The following is a 22,958-nucleotide window of genomic DNA, read 5'->3' on the forward strand; positions in this document are numbered from 1 at the left end:
CTTTTAGTTTTTTTTAAACCTGTTTTTTGCAAGTAACTTTTTATGATAGCAGTTACTTGAATACTCTTCAATAGCTACTATTATAAAATTAAGAATGTTGATGCAAGAATTGTAATAGGAATAGCAATCATTAATCCTATGCTTCCAGCTAATGTTTTTAATATTTCTGCTGCAATAATATCTTGGTTAAGAACAGTTGAAATTGAATTTATGTATGGCATAATCATAATTATTATATACATTGAGCCACCAACATAAGCAAGGATTAAAGTGTTAGCCATAGTTCCCATTATGTCTTTTCCTACATTTAAACCAGATTTTATTAATTCTATTGCAGTTATTTTATGTCTTGCCTCTTTTATTTCAAATATAGCTGAAGCTATTGACATACTTACATCCATTACTGCACCCAAAGCACCCATAATAACACTTGCAAAATAAATTCCTGTTAGATTAATGTTGTTGTTTTGAGTTATATTAATCATTGATTGTATCTCTTCATCTGTAAAGCCATTAACTCTTATCATGGAATTTAGAAAAATAACTATTGCACCGGCTACTAACACTCCACTTGAAGTACCAATAATAGCAGATAATGTTTTTCTGTTATATCCACTTATTACAAGTAAATTTATTATTACCAGTATAATACAAATTATAGAAGTTACTATAATTGAATTGTAACCATATAGTATTAAAGGTATGAGAATTTTAATTATTGTATATCCAGTTAAAAATAATGTAATGATTGACTTTAAACCTTTTATGCCACCTAAAAGAATTAACAAAATTATAAAAACCAAAGACAACTTGAATAAATATTTATCTCTCACAATTTCATAAATATATGCACTTTTTATGTTTCCATTAGAATCAAGATTTAAATATACAATAACTTCATCTCCAATTTTTGCATACTCCTGATTATTGTATTGTGAAGTGCTTGTAAATCCCGCAACAAGGTTAGGAACTGTTATTATTTTACCTTTGTATTTTCCTGATAAAAGTTCTATATCCACATTACAATATTGAGAATTATTATTTTCAACTTTAGAACTTATTTTTATAATTTTTCCATATATTTCTCCAGCATTCGTAGTGTTGGAATTATTTCTATTATTTGAAGAAACTTTTAATATTACAAATGCAATAAATAATATAGTAGTTATAATGATTATGTAGAAAATTACAGTCATTATTAAATTTGCAAAATTTCTCATTATATTAAGCAATTTATTCACCTTCTAAATCAAAAACAATTTATTGTATTGAAATCATGAATTTTTATAATTTGTTTACATCTTATTAACAATTTGTACATATATTCATGATAATATTTTATTATAAATTTGCCACAATTATGACACAAATACGAGGGGGAATTAAAATTGAACAAGAAACTATTCAAATGGAAGTATATATTTATAACTTTTACGCTAATCAGTGCCATTATTATCGCATCCGTCATGAATTTAAAAACTACTTTTGCCAATCTCACAGAAAAAAAGCCTGTTCCCAATAACGACGATCCGGGACAAAGAATACTTGTTGTCGTACCACACCCTGATGATGAATCGTTGGGAATGGCAGGTGTCATACAAAAAGCTATCGAATTGAAAAGACCTATAAAAGTAGTAATTGTAACAGATGGTGAAAGTTACAAAAAAGCTGCTCAAGTCTTTACAGGTGACATCAATCCAACACCAGCAGACTATTATAAACTTGGACTTCAAAGGCACAGTGAAAGTTTAGCTGCAATGTCTGTACTTGGCCTTCCAAAAGATGATGTAATATTTTTAGGTTTTGCTGATGGCAGTACAAGATTTTTGTGGAGCGATTTTTGGGATAACGGAAAGCCCAGGATTAGCGGTGGAACAAATGTAGCATATTCTCCATATAAAGATGTGTACAAACCTGGTGTTGCATATACAGGTGAAAATTTAGAAAATGAGCTGCAAGACATTATAAAGTCATTTAAGCCTACAGATATTTACTATCCTTTAGCAGATGACGTACATCCCGATCACTGGGCTGTAAGCAACTTCACAAGATACGCAATAATCGCACTTAATCTAAACGTAAGAGAGCACATGTTTTTAGTTCACCATCCACAATGGCCTGTTCCATGGTTATTGATGCCAAATGACTCTCTTTTACCACCAACAGACATGAAAGACAGCAACACTGTATGGCAAAGTATTCCTCTTTCGAAGCAAGAAGAAGCTAAAAAGGAAGAAGCCATTAAGCAGTATACATCCCAGATAAAAGTGATGGAGCCATTTTTAATGGCATTTGTAAGGAAAAATGAGCTTTTCGGAACAAAGCCTGTCATTACGATTCCAGAAGTTGAAACGAAGCCAAACTTATACGACAAAAACATGCCTTTCTCGCTTTTAAGCATACCAGCAGGTGGAATTCTCGAACAAGAAATCTATAAAAGCGCTGATCTTACAAAGCTTGCTTCCTTCTACTACGACAACCACTTGTATATAGGTGTTCAAACACTATCACCTATATCAAAAGATGTAAAATACAACATCGAAATGAGGTTGTTTTACAATAACAGCATAAAGAGGATCGATTTAGGATTAGTAAATGACAAGCTTTATCAGTACAGAAAAGCCAATAATTCACTTCTTAAGTCTATAGCATCAAGACCAATAATAGACAAAAATATATTGTGGATAAAATTGAATATCCCACAAAAACAGGACTTGCGCTATATATTCATGGGCTCTGACTCAATATACAAAGGAAGATTTATCGATAAGATTCCTTGGAATTTGTACAAATTTTAGCAAAAGCATATACCATTAAACTATGGCTTAATAAGTGATCTAATACTTATTAAGCCATAGTTATACATAAAAACTTTGAAAAGCAGATTATGTACTTTTCTTTTTGTCAGAAAAGAAGGAATTTAAGCGAAAATGTAGAATAAATATAAATAATGTCAAAATATACAGAATTAAATATTAAAACATTACACTAAGAAATGATACTTTTATGGTTATGATTAAATTAAAGTTTTTATGGAGGAGAAGTAATTTGTCGCTTAGGAAGATTGTATTTTTATTAATTATAGTAGAAGTGATGCAGATTGTTACATTTCCTATGGCTGATCAGCAAAGTCAATTAAACAATATTCAAAAATCTTTGAATGAGTATAAAACAGAACAATCTCAAATAAACGGTCAAAAAAAGGAAGTTTCAAATGAATTACAAGATTTAGATAAAAAAATTAGTGATACTCAAAAACAATTAAACAGCACAGAATTAAGTCTTTATGATTTGAATTTAAAATTAAATTCTATACAAGCAGAACTTAATAATGCAAAAGATACCGAAAATAAGCAAAAAGAGTTATTGAAAGAACAAGTACATGCAATTTATACATGTGGACAAGTAGGTTATTTAGATATATTGTTTAATTCGAAAAATATAGATGATTTTTTGAACAGATTAGAATTGATAAAAAGCCTTCTAAGTTTTGATAATAATTTGCTTATTGACTATCATAAACAAACTTTAGTAATTAAACAGAAAGAAAATCAGATGGTTTCTTTACAGCAAACAATAAAAAAACAGGAAAATTTTTTGCAAGATAGAAATAGAGATTTACAGTATGCATTAGTATCTCGAGAGGGAATAATGAGAAGTTTGGATAAGCAAAGCCAATATATACAAGAGCGGGAAAAAGAACTTGAGAGAGAATCACAACAAATAGAGAATATAATAAGAAGTGAGCAGGAAAAATCTTTAGATGGAAAAATAAATGCAAATTCAAATGGTAAGTTAGCTTGGCCTTGTATCGGTCCAATAACTTCTCCATTTGGCTATAGAGGTATAAATCCATATACTGGGAAGCCAAATGATTTTCATCCAGGAATAGATATTGGAGTTCCTGATGGAACACCAATTCGTGCTGCTGCAGACGGAATTGTCAGTTATTCAGGTTTAATGGAAGGTTATGGCAATGTAGTAATAATTAATAATGGAAATGGAATATCTACACTTTATGCCCATAATGAAAAATTGCTTGTTGTCGTTGGTCAACGAGTGTCAAAAGGAGAGATTATTGCGTATTCCGGGCATACAGGATGGGCTACGGGTCCTCATTGTCATTTTGGTGTTTACGTTAATGGTATTCCAGTTAATCCGTTGTTATACTTGAAATGAAATACTGATTGTAAAAAAACAAATGTTTTAGGTAACTGAGGAGATTTATCATGCTTGATAGAAAACTTATAAAAAATTTTGATTTTGTTTTATTTACATTAGCTATTCTAATATCGATTATAGGAGTAATTGTAATTACAAGCGCATCTCATGTTGCGGCAACAGGCTCTTTAAAACAGACCATAACCCAGTCAGTTTCAATAGTAATAGGTGTTATTGCTCTTTTGGTAATCACACTTTTTGACTACAACTTATTATCGAATTATTCTTTACAGCTTTATATATTAAACATTTTATTATTAGTTTCTGTTTTTTTGATAGGCAAAGAGATCAATGGTGCTAAGACGTGGATTGTAATTGGTCCAATATCTTTAGAACCTGTCGAAATATCAAAAGTTTTTTTAATAATTACGTTGGCCAGTTATTTAAAAGATAAAGATGAAATTACAAATTTTAAAGAATTGATTTATCCGCTTATTTTGGTAATTATACCTTCAATCATTGTTATATTGCAACATAGCCTTGGATCGGCGCTGGTATTTATTGTGATTTTTATAGGTATGATTTTTATATCAGGAATAAGGTTAAGAGTGTTTTCAGAATTAATTGGCTCTAGTATAGCAGTTATGCCAATAGTGTATAAGCTATTAAAACCATATCAGCGGAAAAGGCTTTTATCATTTATAAATCCAAACCTTGATCCTTTAGGTGCTGGATATCATGTTATACAGTCGATTATATCTGTTGGATCAGGTATGTTTTGGGGTGAGGGATTATTTCATGGAACAGAGACACAATTGTTTTTTTTACCAGAGTCACAAACAGATTTTATTTTTTCAGCGTTAAGCGAAGAATTAGGATTTATTGGTTCAGCAACTTTGATTTTACTATATAGCTTGTTGCTATATAGAGCTTGGAAGATCGCATACAATGCTAAGGATAAGTTTGGAAGACTAATTTCGATTGGAATACTATCAATGTTTGCGTTTCATGTCTTTGAAAATATTGGGATGGCATTAGGCATAATGCCGATAGCAGGGATACCTTTACCATTTGTTAGCTATGGAGGAACTTCGCTGATTGTTAACATGATGTCAATAGGATTGTTGATAAATATTGGCATGAGAAAAAATAAAATTAACTTTTGAATAAATTATTTTAAATAAATTTTTACACATTGTTCATAATTTTTTCACAAATAGACTATATAATTATATTCGAAAGTTAAAGCCTCTCCTTGACCTCCCTTATTAATAATAGCAGCCCAAATTTTTGTGGGCTGCATTTTGCTTTTTAATATTATTTTCTTACAAAAAGTTAACAAATTATTCAACAATTTTTTAAAACTAACGTGTATAATTAATAGTTAAGTACTGATTAATATTTTTTACCGGAAAGGAAGGATAGGATGAAAAAGAAATACATTGCCATCATTGTTGCTTTAGTCCTTATTGTTGGCAGCACAGCTTATTATTTTGCAAAGGTAAAAAACACTCAGAAAACATCAGGAGCTCCATACGCCACAGTAACAAGAGGAAATATAGTTATGCATATAGACGGTTCAGGAAATCTTGATGTTGATAAAAGGGTGATAACGTTAAAAGGCAATGGTACAGTGGCAAAAGTTTATCACAAAGTTGGCGATAAGGTAAAAGCTGGTGAGTTACTTTATCAAATAGAAGACGACAATTTAAATCAGCAGGTACAAAATGCTCTTATAAGTGTACAGCTTGCTCAACAGCAGCTTGATAATGATACTAAAACATATAATAATACTGTGTCAAATCAGAATATTGTATCGCCATATTCAGGAATTGTTGATAGTGTAAATGTTTCAACAGGGCAAAACGTCAATCCCGGAACAACTATAGCTACAATTGCTGATTATTCCAATGCGACTGTGAGAGTGCCCTTTAATGGTTCCCAGATAAACGACATAAAGGTTGGACAAAGCGCAGATATATATTTATATGACTCTTTTGCAACAGTAACTGGTACTGTGACAGATGTTTCAACGCAAGCCATACCTGTCAATGGTGCACCGTATTACTATGTAACAGTAACATTGCCAAACCCAGGTGCATTGACAGATGGAAGTAAAGTGCAAGTTACAGTACATACAAGTGCTGGTGATGAAAGAGCGATTCAAGATGGCACACTTAGCGTCAAAACAACTAATATAGTTTCATCACAAATACAAGGAACTGTAGCAAGCGTCAATGTAAAGCAAGGACAAAAAATAAATGCTGGTACGATATTAGCAACATTGACAACTAATGTAGATGATACGGCAATAAAAAGAGATCAGTTGAATCTGCAGCAGGCTCAAAACAATTACAGTAATCTGCAGAGTCAGCTAAATAATTTAAGCATATATGCACCTATTGATGGTGTCATCATTTCACAAAATATAAATGAAGGAGATGAGCTTGGTTCAAATTCTTACAGTGCATCTGCAAGTAGCAGCACAAGTTCAAGCAATAACAACAGTAGTAGCTCCAACAGCAGTGGCAATGTTGCTGTAAGCAGTTTATCATCGCTGACAAGCCAAGCGGAAACGGCCGTGATAATCAATGACAGTAATTATTCTGTAGATGTACCTATAGACGAAACCGATATTAGCAAGATTAAAGTTGGGCAAAAAGTTACTTTGACAACAGACGATTTACCTGGAGAAACTTTTGATGGAACGGTTACGGAAATATCGTCTATTCCAACTATACAAAATAATGTGGCTTCTTATGATGTGACTGTATCATTGCCGTATACAGATAAGTTGAAGTTAGGACAAACAATGAATGCTTCGATAATCGTGGCAGAGAAGGACAATGCGCTTCTATTGCCAATTGAAGCAGTTCAGACTAATGGAAATAACAAATACGTGATATTATATAATGAAAATAATTCGAATAATAGTAGCAGAAGAAGAAATATAAGACAAGTTCAAACAGGTCTTTACAACGATAAATATATAGAGATAGTAAGTGGATTAAACGAAGGCGATAAAGTATTGATATTTGGTGCTGCAGCAACTTCATCAAATGGCAGTAGCAATTACAGTGGTTTTGGCGGATTTGGTGGTGGCGGCAATTTTGGCAGTAGAAGCTTTGGCGGTGGAGCAGGAGGAGCCGGTTTTACAGTGAGACAACAATCTGGTGGGAATAGGGGTAGAAATTAGCTATGGAGAATAACGGCAAATTAAGCAAAAATGTCATAACCATGAGAAACCTATCCAAGATATACAAGATGGGAGACAACGAAGTAAAAGCTTTGGACAATATAAACTTAACCGTAGACGAAGGAGAATTTGTGTCAATAGTAGGACCATCAGGCTCAGGAAAATCCACATTGATGAATATAATAGGGTGTTTAGACGTAATGACAGAAGGAGAATACTACCTAAACGGAAACGACACAAGCAAGTTAAATGAAAACAAACTGGCTGAACTAAGATCCAGTGAAATAGGATTTATATTCCAAAGTTTCAATCTACTTCAAAAACTTACAGCATTAGAAAATGTAGAACTTCCAATGATATACAAAGGCATACCTGCAAAAGAAAGGTACAATAGAGCAGTAGAGCTCCTTACCATGGTAGGTCTGGAAAAAAGAATACACCATAAACCTACAGAGCTATCAGGAGGACAGCAGCAGAGAGTAGCAATAGCAAGAGCTTTAGCTAACAATCCGCATCTTATACTGGCAGACGAACCGACAGGAAATTTAGACTCCCAAAGTGGAAAAGAAGTCATGAAGATAATAAAAGAATTAAACGAAAGAGGCAACACCATAATACTCATAACCCACGACATAAACGTAGCAAACCAAGCAAAAAGGACTGTAAAAATAATGGACGGCAAAATATATGAATAAAAGGAAGTGCGTAGAATGGCATTGATGCAGGCAATAAAAATGTCCTTAAAAAGCATAATAGACAACAAACTTAGATCATTTCTAACCATGCTTGGAATAGTAATAGGCGTAATGTCAGTAATAGGACTGGTAAGTTTAGGACAAGGAGCCACAGAAGGAGTAACATCACAAATAAAAAGCATGGGTTCAAACCTGATAATGGTATCAATAATGGGCAGGGGTATGGACACATCGTTGTCCTACAGCCAAGCCATGTCAATAGGAGACTCACCGTACATATCGCAAATATCCCCAATAATGAGTGCCAATGCATATGCCAAGTACGGTGACCAATCATACGAAGAAAACATAAGCGGAGTAAATGAAAACTATGCGACACTGAGAAATTTAAAACTTGCTGAAGGCAGGTTCATACTATCAATAGACAATGACATGAGGCAAAAAGTAGCAGTAATAGGCAGCAACGTAGCCAGTGACCTATTTGGATTCACAGACCCATTAGGCAAAACAATACAATTGGATGGAAACAACTTCACAGTAGTAGGAGTATTAGCATCAGGAGGATCATCAATATCAAACTCCTATGATGACTCAATATTCATCCCGATAAAGACGATGTTCGTATTTCAGCGAAACAGAGGAATAACTCAGATATACCTAAGCGCATCATCAGAACAATACGTAAACATAGCACAGTACCACGTAGAAAACATGCTAAACACCATATTCAAAGGTGACACAAACGCATATAGAATATTAAACCAATCAGACCTATTATCAACAGTAAACAGCGTCAGCAACACGCTGTCCATGATGTTAGGTGGAATAGCAGGTATAGCATTAATAGTAGGTGGTATAGGCATAATGAACATAATGTTAGTATCAGTCACAGAAAGGACGAGAGAAATAGGTATAAGAAAAGCATTAGGAGCTAAGAAAAGGGACATACTGCTGCAGTTTATGATAGAATCCCTGACCATAAGCGGAGTAGGAGGGATAGTAGGAGTAGTCTTTGGATTTATAGCATCATATCTGATGGGACACTTTATGAACATGACAGTAAGACCATCTGTAAATACGATATTAATATCATTCTCGTTTTCCCTCTTAATAGGCTTATTCTTTGGGATATATCCTGCTAATAAAGCAGCAGGGCTTAAACCGATTGAGGCTTTGCGATACGAGTAAAGAATGGCAATGGAAATAAACATTAACAAAAAATATACATTTATTTAACAGTTTGTTAAAAATTTTGGGCTATAATGAGTTTAAAATAAAAAATAAGGAGGATTTTTTATGACAGGGAAAAGCAAAAAAATCATAGCGACTGCTGTTATAGGCACGGTTCTTTTGACATCAATAGCCTTTGCGGATACATCGACATCATCTTCACAGGTTAATTCAAGTTCTTCAACAAGTCAAACAGTTAAGATTAACAAAAAGTTTGACCCAATACAAACTTTAGAAAATCTTAAGACAAAAATTGAAGAGAAGTATAGTCAAGGCAAGATTAGTCAAGATGAGGAAAACAAAATTTTGGCTAAAATAAATACTGATGAGCAGAAGATAGAAGATTTTAACAATATGACTTTAGATCAAAAAAAGCAAACGCTTATTGATGATTTTACAAATATCGTTAATAATAAAGTAAAGAATGGCAAGATTACACAAGACAAAGCTAATACTCTTATTAAGAATTTTACCGATAAAGTCAATAAATGGGATGGAAATGGCTATCCACAATTTGTCACACGTTATTTGAAGAAGTACATGGGTGTGGTACACGAAAAATTTAGTTTTATGGGAAGATTTAAAAAAGTGCTTGATGAAGCAGTTAAGAAGAATCAAATAACATCGACGCAAGAGCAACAAATACTTAATGACTTAAAAGGAAGCAAAAAAAATACTCCTACAAGCACCACGACAGTAAATTCAGATGCTTCTAACACATTATGATATTAATAATGATTACAAAGGACATAACATAATTAATATAACCTCCCTATAAAGCAGCCTAACATTAGGTTAGGCTGCATTTTTAAAATAGAGAATCATTGTAAAAAGAGGTAATCAAAATGAGGTGTCCTAATTGTAAAAGTAAAAATGTCGGTAAAATTGGAGGTAATTTATTTTTCTGCAGAGAGTGTTTTTGTGAAATAAAAGTAAAGGGCGATAAATTCATAATAAAATTGTATGATCAAGAAGGACGCATTAAAAAAGTACAGTACGTAATATAAAAAGGGTATGAACATGCATACCCTTTTTATATTGACATATGATTAAAAAAATAATATATTAAATGTAGATATAGACATATGTTAATAAAAACAGGAAGAAGGTCTTAAATTGGTACATACTTTTTCATTAAATGGATATAATTTTGCTGTTGATGAAAACAGTGGAGCTATACATATGCTTGATGATATAGGCTATGGTATCTTGAAAGGAAGAAGTAAACTTCCTTCATACGAAGAAATAGTTGATGATTTGAAAAGCAAGTATTCAATAGATGAAATCAAAGAAGCGTATAATGAATTAAAAGAATTAGAAAATGAAGGTTTGCTTTTTGCTCCATTAATAAATCTTGAAGAAGCTGCTTCACATTTTACTGCTAAGGATAGTGTTAAAGCGTTGTGCTTACATGTTTCTCATGATTGTAACTTAAGATGTGAGTATTGCTTTGCTCAAAAAGGAGATTACAATACTGGCCGAAAATTAATGAGCAAAGAAGTTGCGTTTAAAGCGGTTGACTACTTGGTGAAAAATTCTTCAGGAAGGCGCAATATCGAGATCGACTTTTTCGGTGGAGAACCGCTTTTGAATTTTGATGTTGTAAAAGCAACTGTAGATTATGGTCGCTCTCTGGAAGATAAATTTAACAAGAAATTTTATTTTACAATTACTACTAATGGAACATTGCTGGATGATGAAAAAATAAAATTTTTAAATAAAAATATGGATAATGTAGTAATAAGTATTGATGGGAGAAAAGAAATACATGACGAAATTCGACATTATGCATCTGGAAATGGAAGCTATGATAAAATAGTTCCTTTAGCTAAAAAGCTTGTTGAAGAAAGAAATGGTAAAAGTTATTTTATACGTGGTACATTTACAAAAAAGAATAAAGATTTTTCAAAGGACGTATTTCATTTAGCTGATTTAGGATTTAAAGAAATATCTGTTGAACCTGTTGTTGGAACAGGGGATGAAATTTATTTTGATGAAAGTGATTTGCCAGAAATATTAGATGAATATGAAAATCTTGCAAAATTATATATAAAAAGATTAAAAAGTGGAAAGTCGTTTCGCTTTTATCATTTCAATCTAAATTTGTACAATGGGCCGTGTCTTTTAAAAAGAATTACTGCATGTGGAGCTGGATATGAATATTTAGCTGTATCGCCAGAAGGAAATATTTATCCATGCCATCAATTTGTGGGGCAAGAAGAATTTGTTATTGGTAATATAGATGATGGTATTACAAATATAGAATTAAAAGATAAATTTAAGAACAACAATATTTTTGCTAAAGAAGAGTGCAAAAATTGTTGGGCTAAGTTGTTTTGCTCGGGTGGATGTCACGCTAACGCATACTTTACAAATAAAGATATTTCAAAACCAAATGAGATTGCTTGCATATTGCAAAAGAAAAGAATAGAGTGTGCTATAATGGTACAAGCTGCTCTTAATAATATACAATTATAATGGGGGTTTTTTATGGCATTAAGATATATAAGGGAAATTGGAGATCCAATATTGTATAAAAAAGCAAAACAGGTTGAAAAAATAGATGAACACATATTAATGATTTTAGAGGACATGGCTGAAACAATGTACAATGCAGATGGAGTTGGCTTAGCTGCAAACCAAATTGGGATTTTAAGAAGGTTGGTTGTTGTAGATGTTGGGGAAGGTCTTATTGAGCTAATAAATCCAGAAATCATTTTAGAAGAAGGTGAACAAATAGGTGTAGAAGGATGTCTAAGTGTACCTAATGTAACAGGAGAAGTAATAAGACCTGCAAAAGTTAGAGTTAAGTTAAAAAATCATTTAATATGGCAAAAACAATGAATATACCAATTTTAGGTATTGTGGAAAATATGAGCTATATTGTATGTTCCAAATGCGGTGAGCGAATAAATGTTTTTGGTGAAAGCAAAACGGAAGAAATTGCAAAAGAAATGAACATACCGTTTTTAGGAAGAATACCTATTGATCAACATATTGCGGAGTTGTGCGATAGAGGAGAGATTGAAAAAGTTAGTGGAAGCTATTTGGAAATTGGCATAAAAGCGTTAGAATCACTTTAATGGAATGCAAGTAAAGAGGGTATCAAAATGAAGCTTTATTTAGAATGTATACCGTGTTTTCTGAAGCAGACATTATTTGCAACAAAAGATCAGGAAGAAGAAAAACGCATTATCATATTAAAAAAGGTTATAAAGTTTTTATATGATAAAAACTGGGATACTTCACATGATGAGATAGTAAATCAAATTTATAATTTAATTAGGGAAGAAACCAGAATATTAGATCCGTACAAAGATATAAAAAAAGAAAGTAATAACATGGCGCTAAAATTATATCCTTCGTTAAAGAGTCAGTTAAATAAAATTGACAATATGGAAAAGCGACTTTATACTGCTGCAAAACTTTCAATAGCAGGGAATATTATTGATTTTGGACCATCATCTGAATTCGATTTAGATAAAACTATAAATGATGTGTTAAATAAAAAATTAGCAATTGATGATTTTGATATACTACTTAACAAAATATTAATATATGACAATCTTCTTTTTTTTGCTGACAATTCTGGTGAAATAGTTTTTGACAAAATATTTATTGAAGAGATGATAAATATAAGGAACAAACCTTTTAAAGAAATTGCATTTGTAATAAAAGGTGGACCAATAATTAATGATGCAATGATAGATGATGTATATGAAGTAGGGATAGATAAATTTCCAAATATAACTTTTTATAAAATTGGAAATGGCATGAAAGATACAGGACCGAATAGAAAAGATAAAGAAGTAAAAGGTTGGATTAAAAATTATGACATTGTAATTTCAAAAGGTCAAGCTAATTATGAAGGATTAAGTGAAAATAAAAATATATTTTTTATGCTAATATCAAAGTGCCCTGTTATATCAAAAGATCTCAACGTAGAAGTAATGGATGCAGTGATAAAATATAACATCTAAACTAAAGTATAGTTGTTTGAAAGGAGATTGCCAATGAACATTTTATATATTTCAGGAAGTCCGAGAAAGGATGGAAATACAGAATATCTTTTAAACATTTCGTTAGAAATAACAGGAGGAGAACTTATTAGGCTTTCAGATTATAATATAAAATATTGTAATTCATGTTGGGTTTGCCAAAAGACGGGCATATGTCCAGTTAAAGATGACATGAATGAAAAATTGATTCCAAAAATGTTAGAAAGTGATGGGATAGTTTTAGGTACTCCAGTTTACTTCAATAATGTATCGGCCCAGCTTAAGACATTTATAGATCGTACATGGTGTATAAAGGGTGACCTAAGAAATAAAATAGGCGGGACTATTGTTGTTGGACGCAAATATGGAGCAGAAAGTGCAATAACAGCAATTAATGCTTTCTTTTTGAAACATGAAATGATTGTAGCAAATAGAGGAGTTTCAGGAATTGGCTATGAAAAAGGCGATATAGAATTGGATGTAGAAGCAGTGGGAGCAGCAGAAAGATTAGGATACAGGATTTTGGAATTATTGAATGGCTAAAATTTTGTGCATAAATAATTATTCTGTTCCCTTAGAGCTTAATACCTTGCCAGAAAAAATATAGAAATTCATACAATTATGCACACTAACTATTTATAGCATGAGCCTCCAATTGGTTTATTTTTGGTATAATTTAATTATACCAAAGTGAAGGTCTCATGCTTTTTATAGCTAAATAATATTGAATTATCAAGGTACAGAGCTACTTTTACAAGTGCGAAGTTTGAGTATATAACTATTAACCAATAAAGATGGATAATACCATACCAAAAACGAGAATAAAAGAAAGGGAATGATAAATATGAATAATGAAAATCTCATAAAAAATAGTAAAAGCATAACATTATGGCAAATATTCATATCTTTTTTTAAAATGGGTTTTACAGCTTTTGGACCAGCTATGATGGTGGAAGCGAAAAAGAACATTGTAAAAAAATCTAATTGGCTTAGTGAAAGAGAATTTCTTGAAGGTCTTGCATTAGCACAATTGATACCAGGAGCTACATTTGTTTCACTCACTATATATATTGGATATAAATTAAAAGGATTACTAGGTGCAATAGCAAGTTTTATCGGCTTTATATTGCCTCCGTTTTTTATTATGGTAATATTATCTTGGGTCTATTTTAAATATCAAACCTTAACATTTGTAAGTATTATATTTAAAGGCCTTGGTGCTATAGTTGTTGCGCTAATATTAAATGCTGTATTTGATTTAGCTAAAACTGCTACAAACAATATTCGAACAATTACTATAGCTTTAATATCCTTTATAATTTCTATATTTTATAATAATATATTTTTAATTTTATTTATTTCTGCATTATTAGGAATAATATTGTTAAGAAATAATAGTGATCTTGAAAAAGCGAATAATTTTGTGAAGTCAAAAACTGAAGTAAATTGGGTTGATTTTATAATTATTTCTGGATTAATTTTATTATTTTTTCTGTCAACTGTTTTTTCTAAAGAATTATCAAGTATGTTTGAAGTTTTTTTTAAGATTGGTGCTTTAGTATTTGGAAATGGCTTTACAATGCTACCTTTGATTCAACAAGAAGTTGTTAATATACATCATTGGTTAAATATTGATCAATTTATGGTTGGTGTTGCTTTAGGACAAATGACTCCTGGCCCAATAGTTATTACAGCAACTTTCATTGGATATAAAGTGATGGGTTTATTAGGTGCGTTAGTTGCTACTTTAGCTATTTTTGCTCCATCTTTTCTATTAGTAGTAGTAACTTTTGGTATATATACGAAAATTAAAACAAATAAATATGTTAATTCAGCATTAGAAGGCTTATTATCATCATTTGTAGGTCTTATGACATTAGTAGTAATAAATTCCGGCAGACATTCTCTTATAGATTTTTATACCGTTGCATTGTTTATATTGTCTTTTCTTGCTCTACGTTTTACAAAATTGGATGCTAAATGGGTTATTTTATGTGGTACCGGATTATACCTTATATTGTATTATGTGTTTTAGATAATTAGTTTTAAATATGGCTTCTTATTGTTCTCAGCTTGTTTTACCTAATATTTACTTGCACCAGCAAGCAAATATTAGGTAAGTTTATTATTAGCAATCTAAAACTTCGCACATAAATAATTACTCTGTTCCTTGAAAACTTAATGCTTTGCCAGAAAAAAGTAATAGTAATTTACACAATTATGCACACTTCGGAAGTCTTTCCTTAAGTTCTTTGGGAATCGCAGCCATAAAAGCATCAAGTAATTGGTCCAGCTGTTCTGAAGATAACGATAGTTTATCTGTTATTGTATCTATGAATACTTGCATAAGTAGATGAAAAGCCTGAATCAGCGTAATATCGGACATTTCATCCTGTATGTAGTAAAATATCTCTCCCATTGTTCGTAAATCTGATGATCGACGGTTCTCTAGTGCAAGCATCATGTATCTGGTAAATACGATTGCTGTATGTGCTGTCATCGCATCGTAAGATAATGAATTGCATTCCTTGCTGAGCTTCAAGTATGATTTACACACTTTGAAAAAGACTTCTATATCCCAGCGCTTCCCGTATATACGAATGATTTCGTCCTCGTTAAGGTTCATATCCGTGGTAATAAGTGCCAGATAGTCTTTTCGATTATTCCTGTTTCTGACAAATACAATTCGAGCAGGAATAGATTTTCCGTCTTTTTCAATGGAAACTTCCACGGATAACAGGTATCTAGACCTGCCTCTTCTTTTTCTGTTCTGCTTGTATATTTCTGTTAACGGCTGCATTATTCCATTATATAGGTAATGCATCTTTGATGTTTTCTTTGCCATTGCAATAACATCATAGCCTATTTCTTTAATAGCAATCAAAGAAGAGGGAGAACAGAACCAAGTGTCAAACAATACATAAGATGCTGGAATCATTGCTTTTTTAGCGGTCTTTATTAATTCCAGAGCTACGGCTGTTGCTTTAGTTTGGGATAGATTCCTTCTTAAATACCCGGCGGAACGCTTGTCCACAGGTATAGCTTCATTGATACGATTCTTTTGATTCTCAGTAGATAAAAGACATCCATTGACTGGGATAAAAGTATTTCCATCTGACCATCCGAGTGTAAGTAGGCGAAAGCCATATTTGTATGTTTTCTTAGCATGGTCATATACTTTTGCTAGTAGTTCTACTTTTTTAGAGCTAGAGCGTTCGAATAAAGAGTCATCAACAATAAGAACATTTACGCGTTTGTCACTTGTTAACCCAGTAATTGTCTCATTTATAATCTGTGCACTAAGCCAAGTGGTAAACCGAATCCAATTAATATGAATAGAGTTTAAGAATCTGTAAACCGTGTCTTTCTTAAAACCAACCTGATTTGTACCCATTAGCATATTCATATACATAGATCTATTGGTAAAGATCATACAGAATAAGTACTCGAAAATAGAAATAACGGGAATACCCTTGCTTTTGTAAGCATTCGATAACCTTAAAGCAGCCGAAATTCTATATTTTTTGAAGAAACTTTTAATCGAAGTAGAAACCTTATTATCAATTTGGTAATTTTGTGTTATACTATTCATAGCATGAGCCTCCAATTGGTTTATTTTTTGATAATTCAATTATACCAAAAATGGAGGTCTCATGCTATTTTATAGCCAAATAATATTGAATTATCAAGGTACAGAGCTACTTTTATAAGTGCGAAGTTTGAGTTAGCAATTTTAAAAATGAATTTATTGTAATTGAATCATTTTATAAATATAATCATTTTTAGCAGAAAAAGTTTTTACCGCTGGTTTTTATAAAGTCGATGAAATCAGATTTGGATTTTTTGTAAATCTTTTTATTGTATATGATTGAATAAATATATTTAAATTCTATGTCTTCAACCTGGACTATAGATAAGATCTTAGTATATAATTCTTTTTTTATTGCTATGTATGGCAAAATAGATAGACCGTATCCTGCTGCTACAGCTGATTTTAACGATTCAATAGACGGAGTTTCCAATTCAAATTTTAGTTTTTTAATTTCTATTCCATTGTCTATAAGTGTTTTTTCAATTATTTTTCTTAGAGTACACTTCTTGTCCAGCATAAAAAAATTATAACGAAATAACTTGTTTTTTGACAAACTTTTTTCTTTCCAATTACCATTGGCAACAAAGTACATTTTAAATTCTCCCAGTGGAATGCATGAAATATCATCATCTGTGTAACAACCTTCTATAAAGCCAATATCTATACCTTTTTCTTTAATGTTATAGATTACTTCTGCTGTTAAATTGTAATCTACATTAACTATAACATTTTCATGTCTTCGATTAAATTCGTGAATTAAGCAAGGTAAAGCATATTGACCAACATTCAGGCAGGAAGAAATTGTGAGTCTATTTGTACAGTCATTTTCGAAGCATTCCAAATCTTTAATCATATTATCGTATAAATTTAATATTCTTTCTGCATATTGATATACTAATTCTCCAGGTGGGGTAGTTATGACTCCTTTGTTGCTACGCATTAAAAGAATAACCTTTAAGTCTTTCTCTAATGCTTTTATTTGTTGACTTATAGCCGGCTGGGAGAGATATAATTCTTTTGCTGCTAATGAAATGTTCTTATGATATACGGTTTTATAAAATGCTCTCAAATTTTCAATATTCACAGTAATCCCACCTTTTTTAACAAAAAGTTATCACAGTACAACGTTTTATTTTGCTAAGTTTTATTATACTATAAAGTTTGTTATAAATAAAATTAATATTATATAAGAATTTTAAATAACATAAAGAATAAAAATATAGTGTATAATAAAATTGAAATGTTAAAATAATAACATGATGAGGAGGTATTAAAATGGGAAATGATGTTAAACCCACATATACTTTAGATGAGAGAGGTGAAGTATGTCCAATTCCAGATGTAGACACGAGAAGAAAACTTAAGGAAATGAGATCAGGAGAAATTCTTGAAGTACTTATTGATTATGCACTTTCAAAAGAGAGAATTCCGGCTGGGGTTAAAGAAGTAGGAGGTGAGGTTATCTCTATTGATGAAATTGGATCCAGTGAATGGCGAATTTTAATTAAGAAGCTATAAAAATAAAAAAATGGGGGAGATCTTATGGATTCAAGGCTCCAAGGATTTTTTGTAGGCATACTTTTTGGTATAGTTTTGCAAAGAGGTAGGATTTGTTTTAACTCTGCTATTAGGGATGTCAAAATGACAAAAGACAATTATCTAATGAAAATAGCTTTGCTTGCAATATTGGTAGAAACAATAGGATTTCAATTTGCAGCACAAATGGGCTGGATTAAATTAAGCCCAATAGCATTTGTGCCACTTGCTCAGATAGTTGGAGGATTTTTGTTTGGAGCGGGAATGGTATTGGCAGGAGGATGTGCTAGTGGTATTACTTACAGGATAGGCGAAGGATATATAACTGCTTTTGTTGCTGCGGTGTTTTTTGGAGTTACGGCTTCAGCAGTAAGAGGTGGACCTTTAACATTTGTTAATAATTGGATGGGTAAAGCCATAACTACTACAAATAATCCAGGCGGATTTTATGCAGCGAAAGACGGAATTGTTAATTTAACTTTGGCGAATCTTTTAAATATAAATCCTTGGATTGTAGCAATAATTTTCACAATTTTACTTTTTATTATACTAATATTTTGGAAAACTACAAAAAGAGATGTTTCTGGTTTTAATTGGATTACAGCGGGTATAGCATTGGGACTTGTTGGAATTATAGCATATCTATCACAAAAAAGCTATCCTCTAGGTATAACAGGAGGTTGGGTAAACCTTTTTAGAACAACTACTGCTAATTTGGATCCAACTCAGCCTATTCCGTATAATTGGATCGGTATGGAAATAGTCGGAATTATAATCGGAGCATATTTAGCAGCACTTTATTCTAAAGAATTTAAATTAAGGATTCCAAAAGATCCTAAAACATTTGTGCAGGTGGCATTAGGAGGTATTTTGATGGGGCTTGGTGCCGGAAGTGCAGGAGGATGTAATATAGGGCATATTCTTTCTGGACTTCCACATCTGGCTATAAGTTCAATAGTGTTCACTATATTTGTTGTATTGGGCAACTGGCTTATGGCATGGTTTCTTTTTGAAAGAAGATAAATGGGGGAAGGGCTTTGCCCTTCCTACGAAATCTTAAAAGGAGTGAACAAGTATGCATATAACAATACAAGTAAATGTATCACCTTATACAAATGAGGATATTGATACAGCGATTCATTTAGCACAAGTACTAATGAATAGGGGGCATAAAATTTCAATATTTTTGTTTGCTGATTCTGTTATTGCTACAAATAAACTAATAAAACCTATGAAAATTGATAGGAAGATTCCATCAAAACTTCAAGAACTTTCAGATAAGGAAGTAGAGATTCACATTTGCGGCCTTTGTGCACAGTATAGAGGAGTTACAGAAGATATGAAAATTGAAGGCGCGGATTTTTCAGGTGTACCAGAGATGGCCGCACTTATTTACAAATCAGATAGATATATTAATTTATTGCCATAGGGGGGTATAGAATGAAAAAAGTGTTGTTTGCAGTATACAATGCACCTGCAGGAAGTATATGGATTAATGAAGCATTGAGAAGTGCTTTTGGAATGTATGGAGAAGATCTTGAACCTGTTATACTTTTTTTAAATGAGGCAGTTTTGGCAGTTCGTAAACAATGTAAACCAGAAATAATTGAATGTTTGCCACTCTCTATTACATTTAAATATTTGGAGAAATACAATACCCAAGTATATGCAGTAAAAGAAGAACTTGAAAAATATAGCATAGAAGAAAATGAAATTGAACCTCATTGGAATTTAAAGACCATGATAAAAGAAGAACTTCCAGAGTTCGTACATTCTTTCGATAAGGTAGTATTCTTTTAGGAGGGGAAAAATATGGCATTAATAATTGTCAAGAAAAGTCCAGATGCTAAAATTTCAGAATTTTTGTTGAAGCTTGCATTGCCTCAGGATAAAGTTATTTTTATACAGGATGGTGTCATTTTTGCAATTGAAAAAAATCTAAAAAACTTTATAAAAGAAGGGATTGAACTTTTCGCGCTTAAGGAAGATTTTATTGCAAGAGGATTTGAAGAGAGTGAAAGCCAAATTCCTTTGATAGATTACGAAAGATGGGCTGATTTTATAGAAATGAATGAAAAAATAATTTCTTAGAAATATGATTGGCTATTATTTTGTAGATATGCTTAAAAGGATAAGCTTATCTATTAAATTCATTGCAAGAAAAGTGTAATTTTTTAATACAATAGTTGTCAAAAGCAAAGTTTGATAGCTTTTTGAGTGAAGAAAATATTTTCTAAAAAAGTATTTCGGTAATATGTCAAGGGGTGATTAAAAAAATCAAAAAAATTTTTTTAAAAAATAGCTAAAAAAGAGTATAGCAAAGCTAACCATTACCAAAAACAGCAATGGAAATATAGAGCAAAGACTAACCTTACAGCTTTGCGTGCTGTTAAAACTAAAGCACGTTTGTGTTTATGAGTTTTACTTTCATTAAATTTGCGAGCATAGTATTGTGAAAACTCAGGACAATATTTCCTAAGTTGGTCGACTGCTTGAATAAAGTAATATCTGAGATACTCATTACCAGTGCGTTTTAAATAAGTGTCCTCCGCTTTAAAATCCGCAGACTGGTATTCTGACCAATATATGCCGGAAAACTTTGCAAGAGCATTATCATTATCAAACCTTGATATTCCGCCTATCTCAGATATTAGGACAGCTGCTATAGTTGGACCAATGCCATTTACTGAAGTAAGACAAAGAAATTGATTCTTAAATCCTTTGACTTCATTGACAATGGTCTTTTCAGAAGCTTTCTTCTGCTTTTCAAGATACTGTATATTATCAAGACAAGACTTGATAACAAAATTCAAAGAATCATTTACATTAGCGTTGATTCTATAAGATTTGCGTACAGCCTCTTGGAGTAATTTAGCTGTAGCATTAGGGTCATTAAAGTGGTCTCTACCTTTATCAACTAAAAAGGCAACAAGATCTTCAAGCGGTCGAGCCGCAATATCATCAAGAGTTAAAAACTCATTAAATATTTCAGTAGCAGTCGTACCAAAATTATTGCTAAAAACTTTAGTTTGACATAAGCCACTGAATTTAAGAAACAGATTGCTTAGGAAATAATTTTTCTCCCTGACAATACTATCAACAATGTGAAAGCGATGGCGGGTAAGCCTTTGGAGAGCAAGGTATCTAAAATCTACAGGACAAGATTTAGGAAGCCTTCCAAACCTTAATTTTTCAGCAATGACAAAAGCATCAACCCAGTCATTCTTAGGCAAATTGCCAAGAGACTTTTTAAAAGCCTTGACAGTATTAGCATTAAAAGTAGTTACAGAAGGATTAAAAGGCTTCAAAGAAGCATGGTCAGCTAAATAATACTGAATATGCCAACCATAGACTGAAGTAGATTCTAGGCCAATAAAAACCTTCTGAATGTTGTATTTATTACAACAATCCAATATATGAGACACTAAAATATTGCAACCAGAAGGATTATTATCTATAGAAAAACGAGAGCAAGCATCAATGCCGTCTTGGTCGAGAATATGAACCTTGACATCATCCAAGCTTATATCCATGCCTACAAAAAGTTTATTCAAAGCTATAGCACCTCCTTTCAAAGGTAATGGTGTAGATGAAAGTTAATTTGAGATAACTGTAGGCCAGATTATGTAGCAACCTCGCAATTAGCTATTAGTATATAAACCTTAATCCTCTGCTGCCAGGGGTTTATATACGACAAAGCAGATTTCGCGTTAGAAAAGGCAAATCTGGTGTAGGGACTATACTTAAAAGAGTGGAAAAACCGCAAGGAGGACAAAAGCCTGTCCCATATTAACTTTACAGTATAATAATGCTACAAGTTATCTCAAAAGTAAACATAAAGGCCGTAAAATAAAAGATGTGGCGGCCTGTGCCATGTACTTAATCATTTGATATTTTAGATACATGGCAATAGATGTAATTTCTAAATAAGGTTTTAAAGAAGAGGTAATTTCCAATTATCAATGTGTTTTATTAAGTTTTAAGATGTGAGACAAATTTATTGTCTTTAATAATAATTATACGAGGAGGTTTTTTAAGTGATAGTTTTGGAAGGACTATACTATTCTAAGAATCATGTATGGCTTAAATTGGAAGGGAATAATGTATATATAGGAATAACTGATTATGCACAGGATTCTATAGGTGATATAGAATACATTGAATTACCAGAAGTGGGTACGGAATTCACTGTTGGCGATGTACTTGGAGTTTTAGAATCAGCAAAAACAGCTTCTGAAGTTTATATACCAGTAGACGGAAAAGTGGTTGAAATAAACAATAAAATTATTGATGATCCCTCTTTAATAAGCAGTGATCCTTATGATAGCTGGCTTGTACTAGTGGAACTTAAAAACAAATTGCAACTTGAGAATTTGATGACAGCCGAGGAATATAAGAAATTATTGGGAAAATAATAAAATTGGTTTTTGATGCTTTTATGAGATGGTATCCTCTGTTGATTTTGCTTTTACCACCTTTTTCATGGTGTTCAACGTAGTAAGGCAATACTACTTTACTACATAATAGCATCGTGGCAAGAAGTTGATGTC

23 protein-coding genes and 1 pseudogene are annotated in these 22,958 nt (G+C 32.0%); 20 read left to right on the forward strand and 4 right to left on the reverse strand.

Annotated elements, in window-relative coordinates:
- Nucleotides 1–80: 80 nt before the first annotated feature.
- Nucleotides 81–1,232: a YibE/F family protein gene (locus THEXY_RS04530; protein ID WP_013787656.1), complete on the reverse strand. Its 1,152-nt coding sequence runs from the start codon at nt 1,230–1,232 to the stop codon at nt 81–83.
- A gap of 156 nt (nt 1,233–1,388) precedes the next feature.
- Here THEXY_RS04530 and THEXY_RS04535 point away from each other — a divergent pair, with 156 nt between their 5' ends.
- The 14 genes and pseudogenes from THEXY_RS04535 (at nt 1,389) to chrA (ending at nt 15,315) form a co-directional block, all read left to right on the forward strand.
- Nucleotides 1,389–2,798: a PIG-L deacetylase family protein gene (locus THEXY_RS04535; protein WP_013787657.1), complete on the forward strand. Its 1,410-nt coding sequence runs from the start codon at nt 1,389–1,391 to the stop codon at nt 2,796–2,798.
- A gap of 250 nt (nt 2,799–3,048) precedes the next feature.
- Nucleotides 3,049–4,179, forward strand: a complete 1,131-nt coding sequence (locus THEXY_RS04540) for a murein hydrolase activator EnvC family protein (protein WP_013787658.1) — start codon at nt 3,049–3,051, stop codon at nt 4,177–4,179.
- 50 nt (nt 4,180–4,229) lie between these two features.
- On the forward strand, nt 4,230–5,327 hold the full coding sequence (gene rodA / locus THEXY_RS04545; protein ID WP_013787659.1) for a rod shape-determining protein RodA: 1,098 nt from the start codon (nt 4,230–4,232) through the stop codon (nt 5,325–5,327).
- Between the two features lie 260 nt (nt 5,328–5,587).
- Entirely contained in the window at nt 5,588–7,357 is a 1,770-nt protein-coding gene (locus THEXY_RS04550; RefSeq protein ID WP_013787660.1) for an efflux RND transporter periplasmic adaptor subunit, read from the forward strand.
- Nucleotides 7,358–7,359: 2 nt separating this feature from the next.
- Nucleotides 7,360–8,052 carry an ABC transporter ATP-binding protein gene (locus THEXY_RS04555; RefSeq protein ID WP_013787661.1) on the forward strand — a complete coding sequence of 231 codons (693 nt, stop codon included), beginning with the start codon at nt 7,360–7,362 and terminating at the stop codon, nt 8,050–8,052.
- 15 nt (nt 8,053–8,067) lie between these two features.
- Nucleotides 8,068–9,240: an ABC transporter permease gene (locus tag THEXY_RS04560; RefSeq protein WP_013787662.1), complete on the forward strand. Its 1,173-nt coding sequence runs from the start codon at nt 8,068–8,070 to the stop codon at nt 9,238–9,240.
- Between the two features lie 108 nt (nt 9,241–9,348).
- Nucleotides 9,349–10,008, forward strand: a complete 660-nt coding sequence (locus tag THEXY_RS04565) for a hypothetical protein (protein WP_013787663.1) — start codon at nt 9,349–9,351, stop codon at nt 10,006–10,008.
- A gap of 119 nt (nt 10,009–10,127) precedes the next feature.
- Complete coding sequence (locus THEXY_RS13090) at nt 10,128–10,289, forward strand: hypothetical protein (protein WP_013787664.1); 162 nt, start codon at nt 10,128–10,130, stop codon at nt 10,287–10,289.
- 109 nt (nt 10,290–10,398) lie between these two features.
- Complete coding sequence (scfB, locus tag THEXY_RS04570) at nt 10,399–11,760, forward strand: thioether cross-link-forming SCIFF peptide maturase (protein WP_013787665.1); 1,362 nt, start codon at nt 10,399–10,401, stop codon at nt 11,758–11,760.
- 12 nt (nt 11,761–11,772) lie between these two features.
- Nucleotides 11,773–12,093: pseudogene (locus THEXY_RS04575) on the forward strand (peptide deformylase); the annotation flags it as partial.
- Nucleotides 12,094–12,122: 29 nt separating this feature from the next.
- Nucleotides 12,123–12,365: a P-loop NTPase gene (locus THEXY_RS04580; protein WP_049781441.1), complete on the forward strand. Its 243-nt coding sequence runs from the start codon at nt 12,123–12,125 to the stop codon at nt 12,363–12,365.
- A gap of 27 nt (nt 12,366–12,392) precedes the next feature.
- Nucleotides 12,393–13,262, forward strand: coding sequence for a damage-control phosphatase ARMT1 family protein (locus THEXY_RS04585; RefSeq protein WP_013787667.1), 870 nt, complete (start codon nt 12,393–12,395; stop codon nt 13,260–13,262).
- Nucleotides 13,263–13,295: 33 nt separating this feature from the next.
- Nucleotides 13,296–13,823 carry a flavodoxin family protein gene (locus THEXY_RS04590; protein ID WP_013787668.1) on the forward strand — a complete coding sequence of 176 codons (528 nt, stop codon included), beginning with the start codon at nt 13,296–13,298 and terminating at the stop codon, nt 13,821–13,823.
- 301 nt (nt 13,824–14,124) lie between these two features.
- On the forward strand, nt 14,125–15,315 hold the full coding sequence (chrA, locus tag THEXY_RS04595) for a chromate efflux transporter (RefSeq protein ID WP_013787669.1): 1,191 nt from the start codon (nt 14,125–14,127) through the stop codon (nt 15,313–15,315).
- A 183-nt stretch (nt 15,316–15,498) separates the two neighbouring features.
- On the opposite strand, the gene THEXY_RS04600 is transcribed toward chrA, so the two are convergent.
- Both THEXY_RS04600 and THEXY_RS04605 read right to left on the reverse strand, forming a co-directional pair.
- Nucleotides 15,499–16,872, reverse strand: coding sequence for an IS4 family transposase (locus tag THEXY_RS04600; RefSeq protein ID WP_013787204.1), 1,374 nt, complete (start codon nt 16,870–16,872; stop codon nt 15,499–15,501).
- 190 nt (nt 16,873–17,062) lie between these two features.
- Nucleotides 17,063–17,956: a LysR substrate-binding domain-containing protein gene (locus tag THEXY_RS04605; protein ID WP_013787670.1), complete on the reverse strand. Its 894-nt coding sequence runs from the start codon at nt 17,954–17,956 to the stop codon at nt 17,063–17,065.
- A 191-nt stretch (nt 17,957–18,147) separates the two neighbouring features.
- Here THEXY_RS04605 and THEXY_RS04610 point away from each other — a divergent pair, with 191 nt between their 5' ends.
- The 5 genes from THEXY_RS04610 to tusB are packed head-to-tail and all read left to right on the forward strand — an operon-like array spanning nt 18,148 to nt 20,499.
- Complete coding sequence (locus THEXY_RS04610; protein ID WP_013787671.1) at nt 18,148–18,390, forward strand: sulfurtransferase TusA family protein; 243 nt, start codon at nt 18,148–18,150, stop codon at nt 18,388–18,390.
- A gap of 24 nt (nt 18,391–18,414) precedes the next feature.
- Nucleotides 18,415–19,431 (forward strand): thiosulfate transporter TsuA, encoded by a 1,017-nt coding sequence (tsuA, locus tag THEXY_RS04615; protein WP_013787672.1) that lies wholly within the window; start codon nt 18,415–18,417, stop codon nt 19,429–19,431.
- A 52-nt stretch (nt 19,432–19,483) separates the two neighbouring features.
- A complete protein-coding gene (locus THEXY_RS04620; protein WP_013787673.1) occupies nt 19,484–19,837 on the forward strand; it encodes a DsrE/DsrF/TusD sulfur relay family protein in 354 nt (117 codons plus the stop codon).
- Between the two features lie 11 nt (nt 19,838–19,848).
- Entirely contained in the window at nt 19,849–20,208 is a 360-nt protein-coding gene (locus THEXY_RS04625; protein ID WP_013787674.1) for a DsrE family protein, read from the forward strand.
- A gap of 12 nt (nt 20,209–20,220) precedes the next feature.
- On the forward strand, nt 20,221–20,499 hold the full coding sequence (gene tusB, locus THEXY_RS04630; RefSeq protein ID WP_013787675.1) for a sulfurtransferase complex subunit TusB: 279 nt from the start codon (nt 20,221–20,223) through the stop codon (nt 20,497–20,499).
- Nucleotides 20,500–20,738: 239 nt separating this feature from the next.
- Here tusB and THEXY_RS04635 read toward each other — a convergent pair whose 3' ends face one another.
- Nucleotides 20,739–21,941 (reverse strand): IS110 family RNA-guided transposase, encoded by a 1,203-nt coding sequence (locus THEXY_RS04635; protein ID WP_195890947.1) that lies wholly within the window; start codon nt 21,939–21,941, stop codon nt 20,739–20,741.
- A 504-nt stretch (nt 21,942–22,445) separates the two neighbouring features.
- Between THEXY_RS04635 and gcvH the strand changes: the two genes are divergently transcribed.
- Nucleotides 22,446–22,823, forward strand: coding sequence for a glycine cleavage system protein GcvH (gcvH, locus tag THEXY_RS04640; protein WP_013787677.1), 378 nt, complete (start codon nt 22,446–22,448; stop codon nt 22,821–22,823).
- Nucleotides 22,824–22,958: the final 135 nt, after the last annotated feature.

The sequence above is a fragment of the Thermoanaerobacterium xylanolyticum LX-11 genome (genome assembly GCF_000189775.2).
Taxonomy (GTDB): Bacteria; Bacillota; Thermoanaerobacteria; order Thermoanaerobacterales; family Thermoanaerobacteraceae; genus Thermoanaerobacterium; species Thermoanaerobacterium thermosulfurigenes.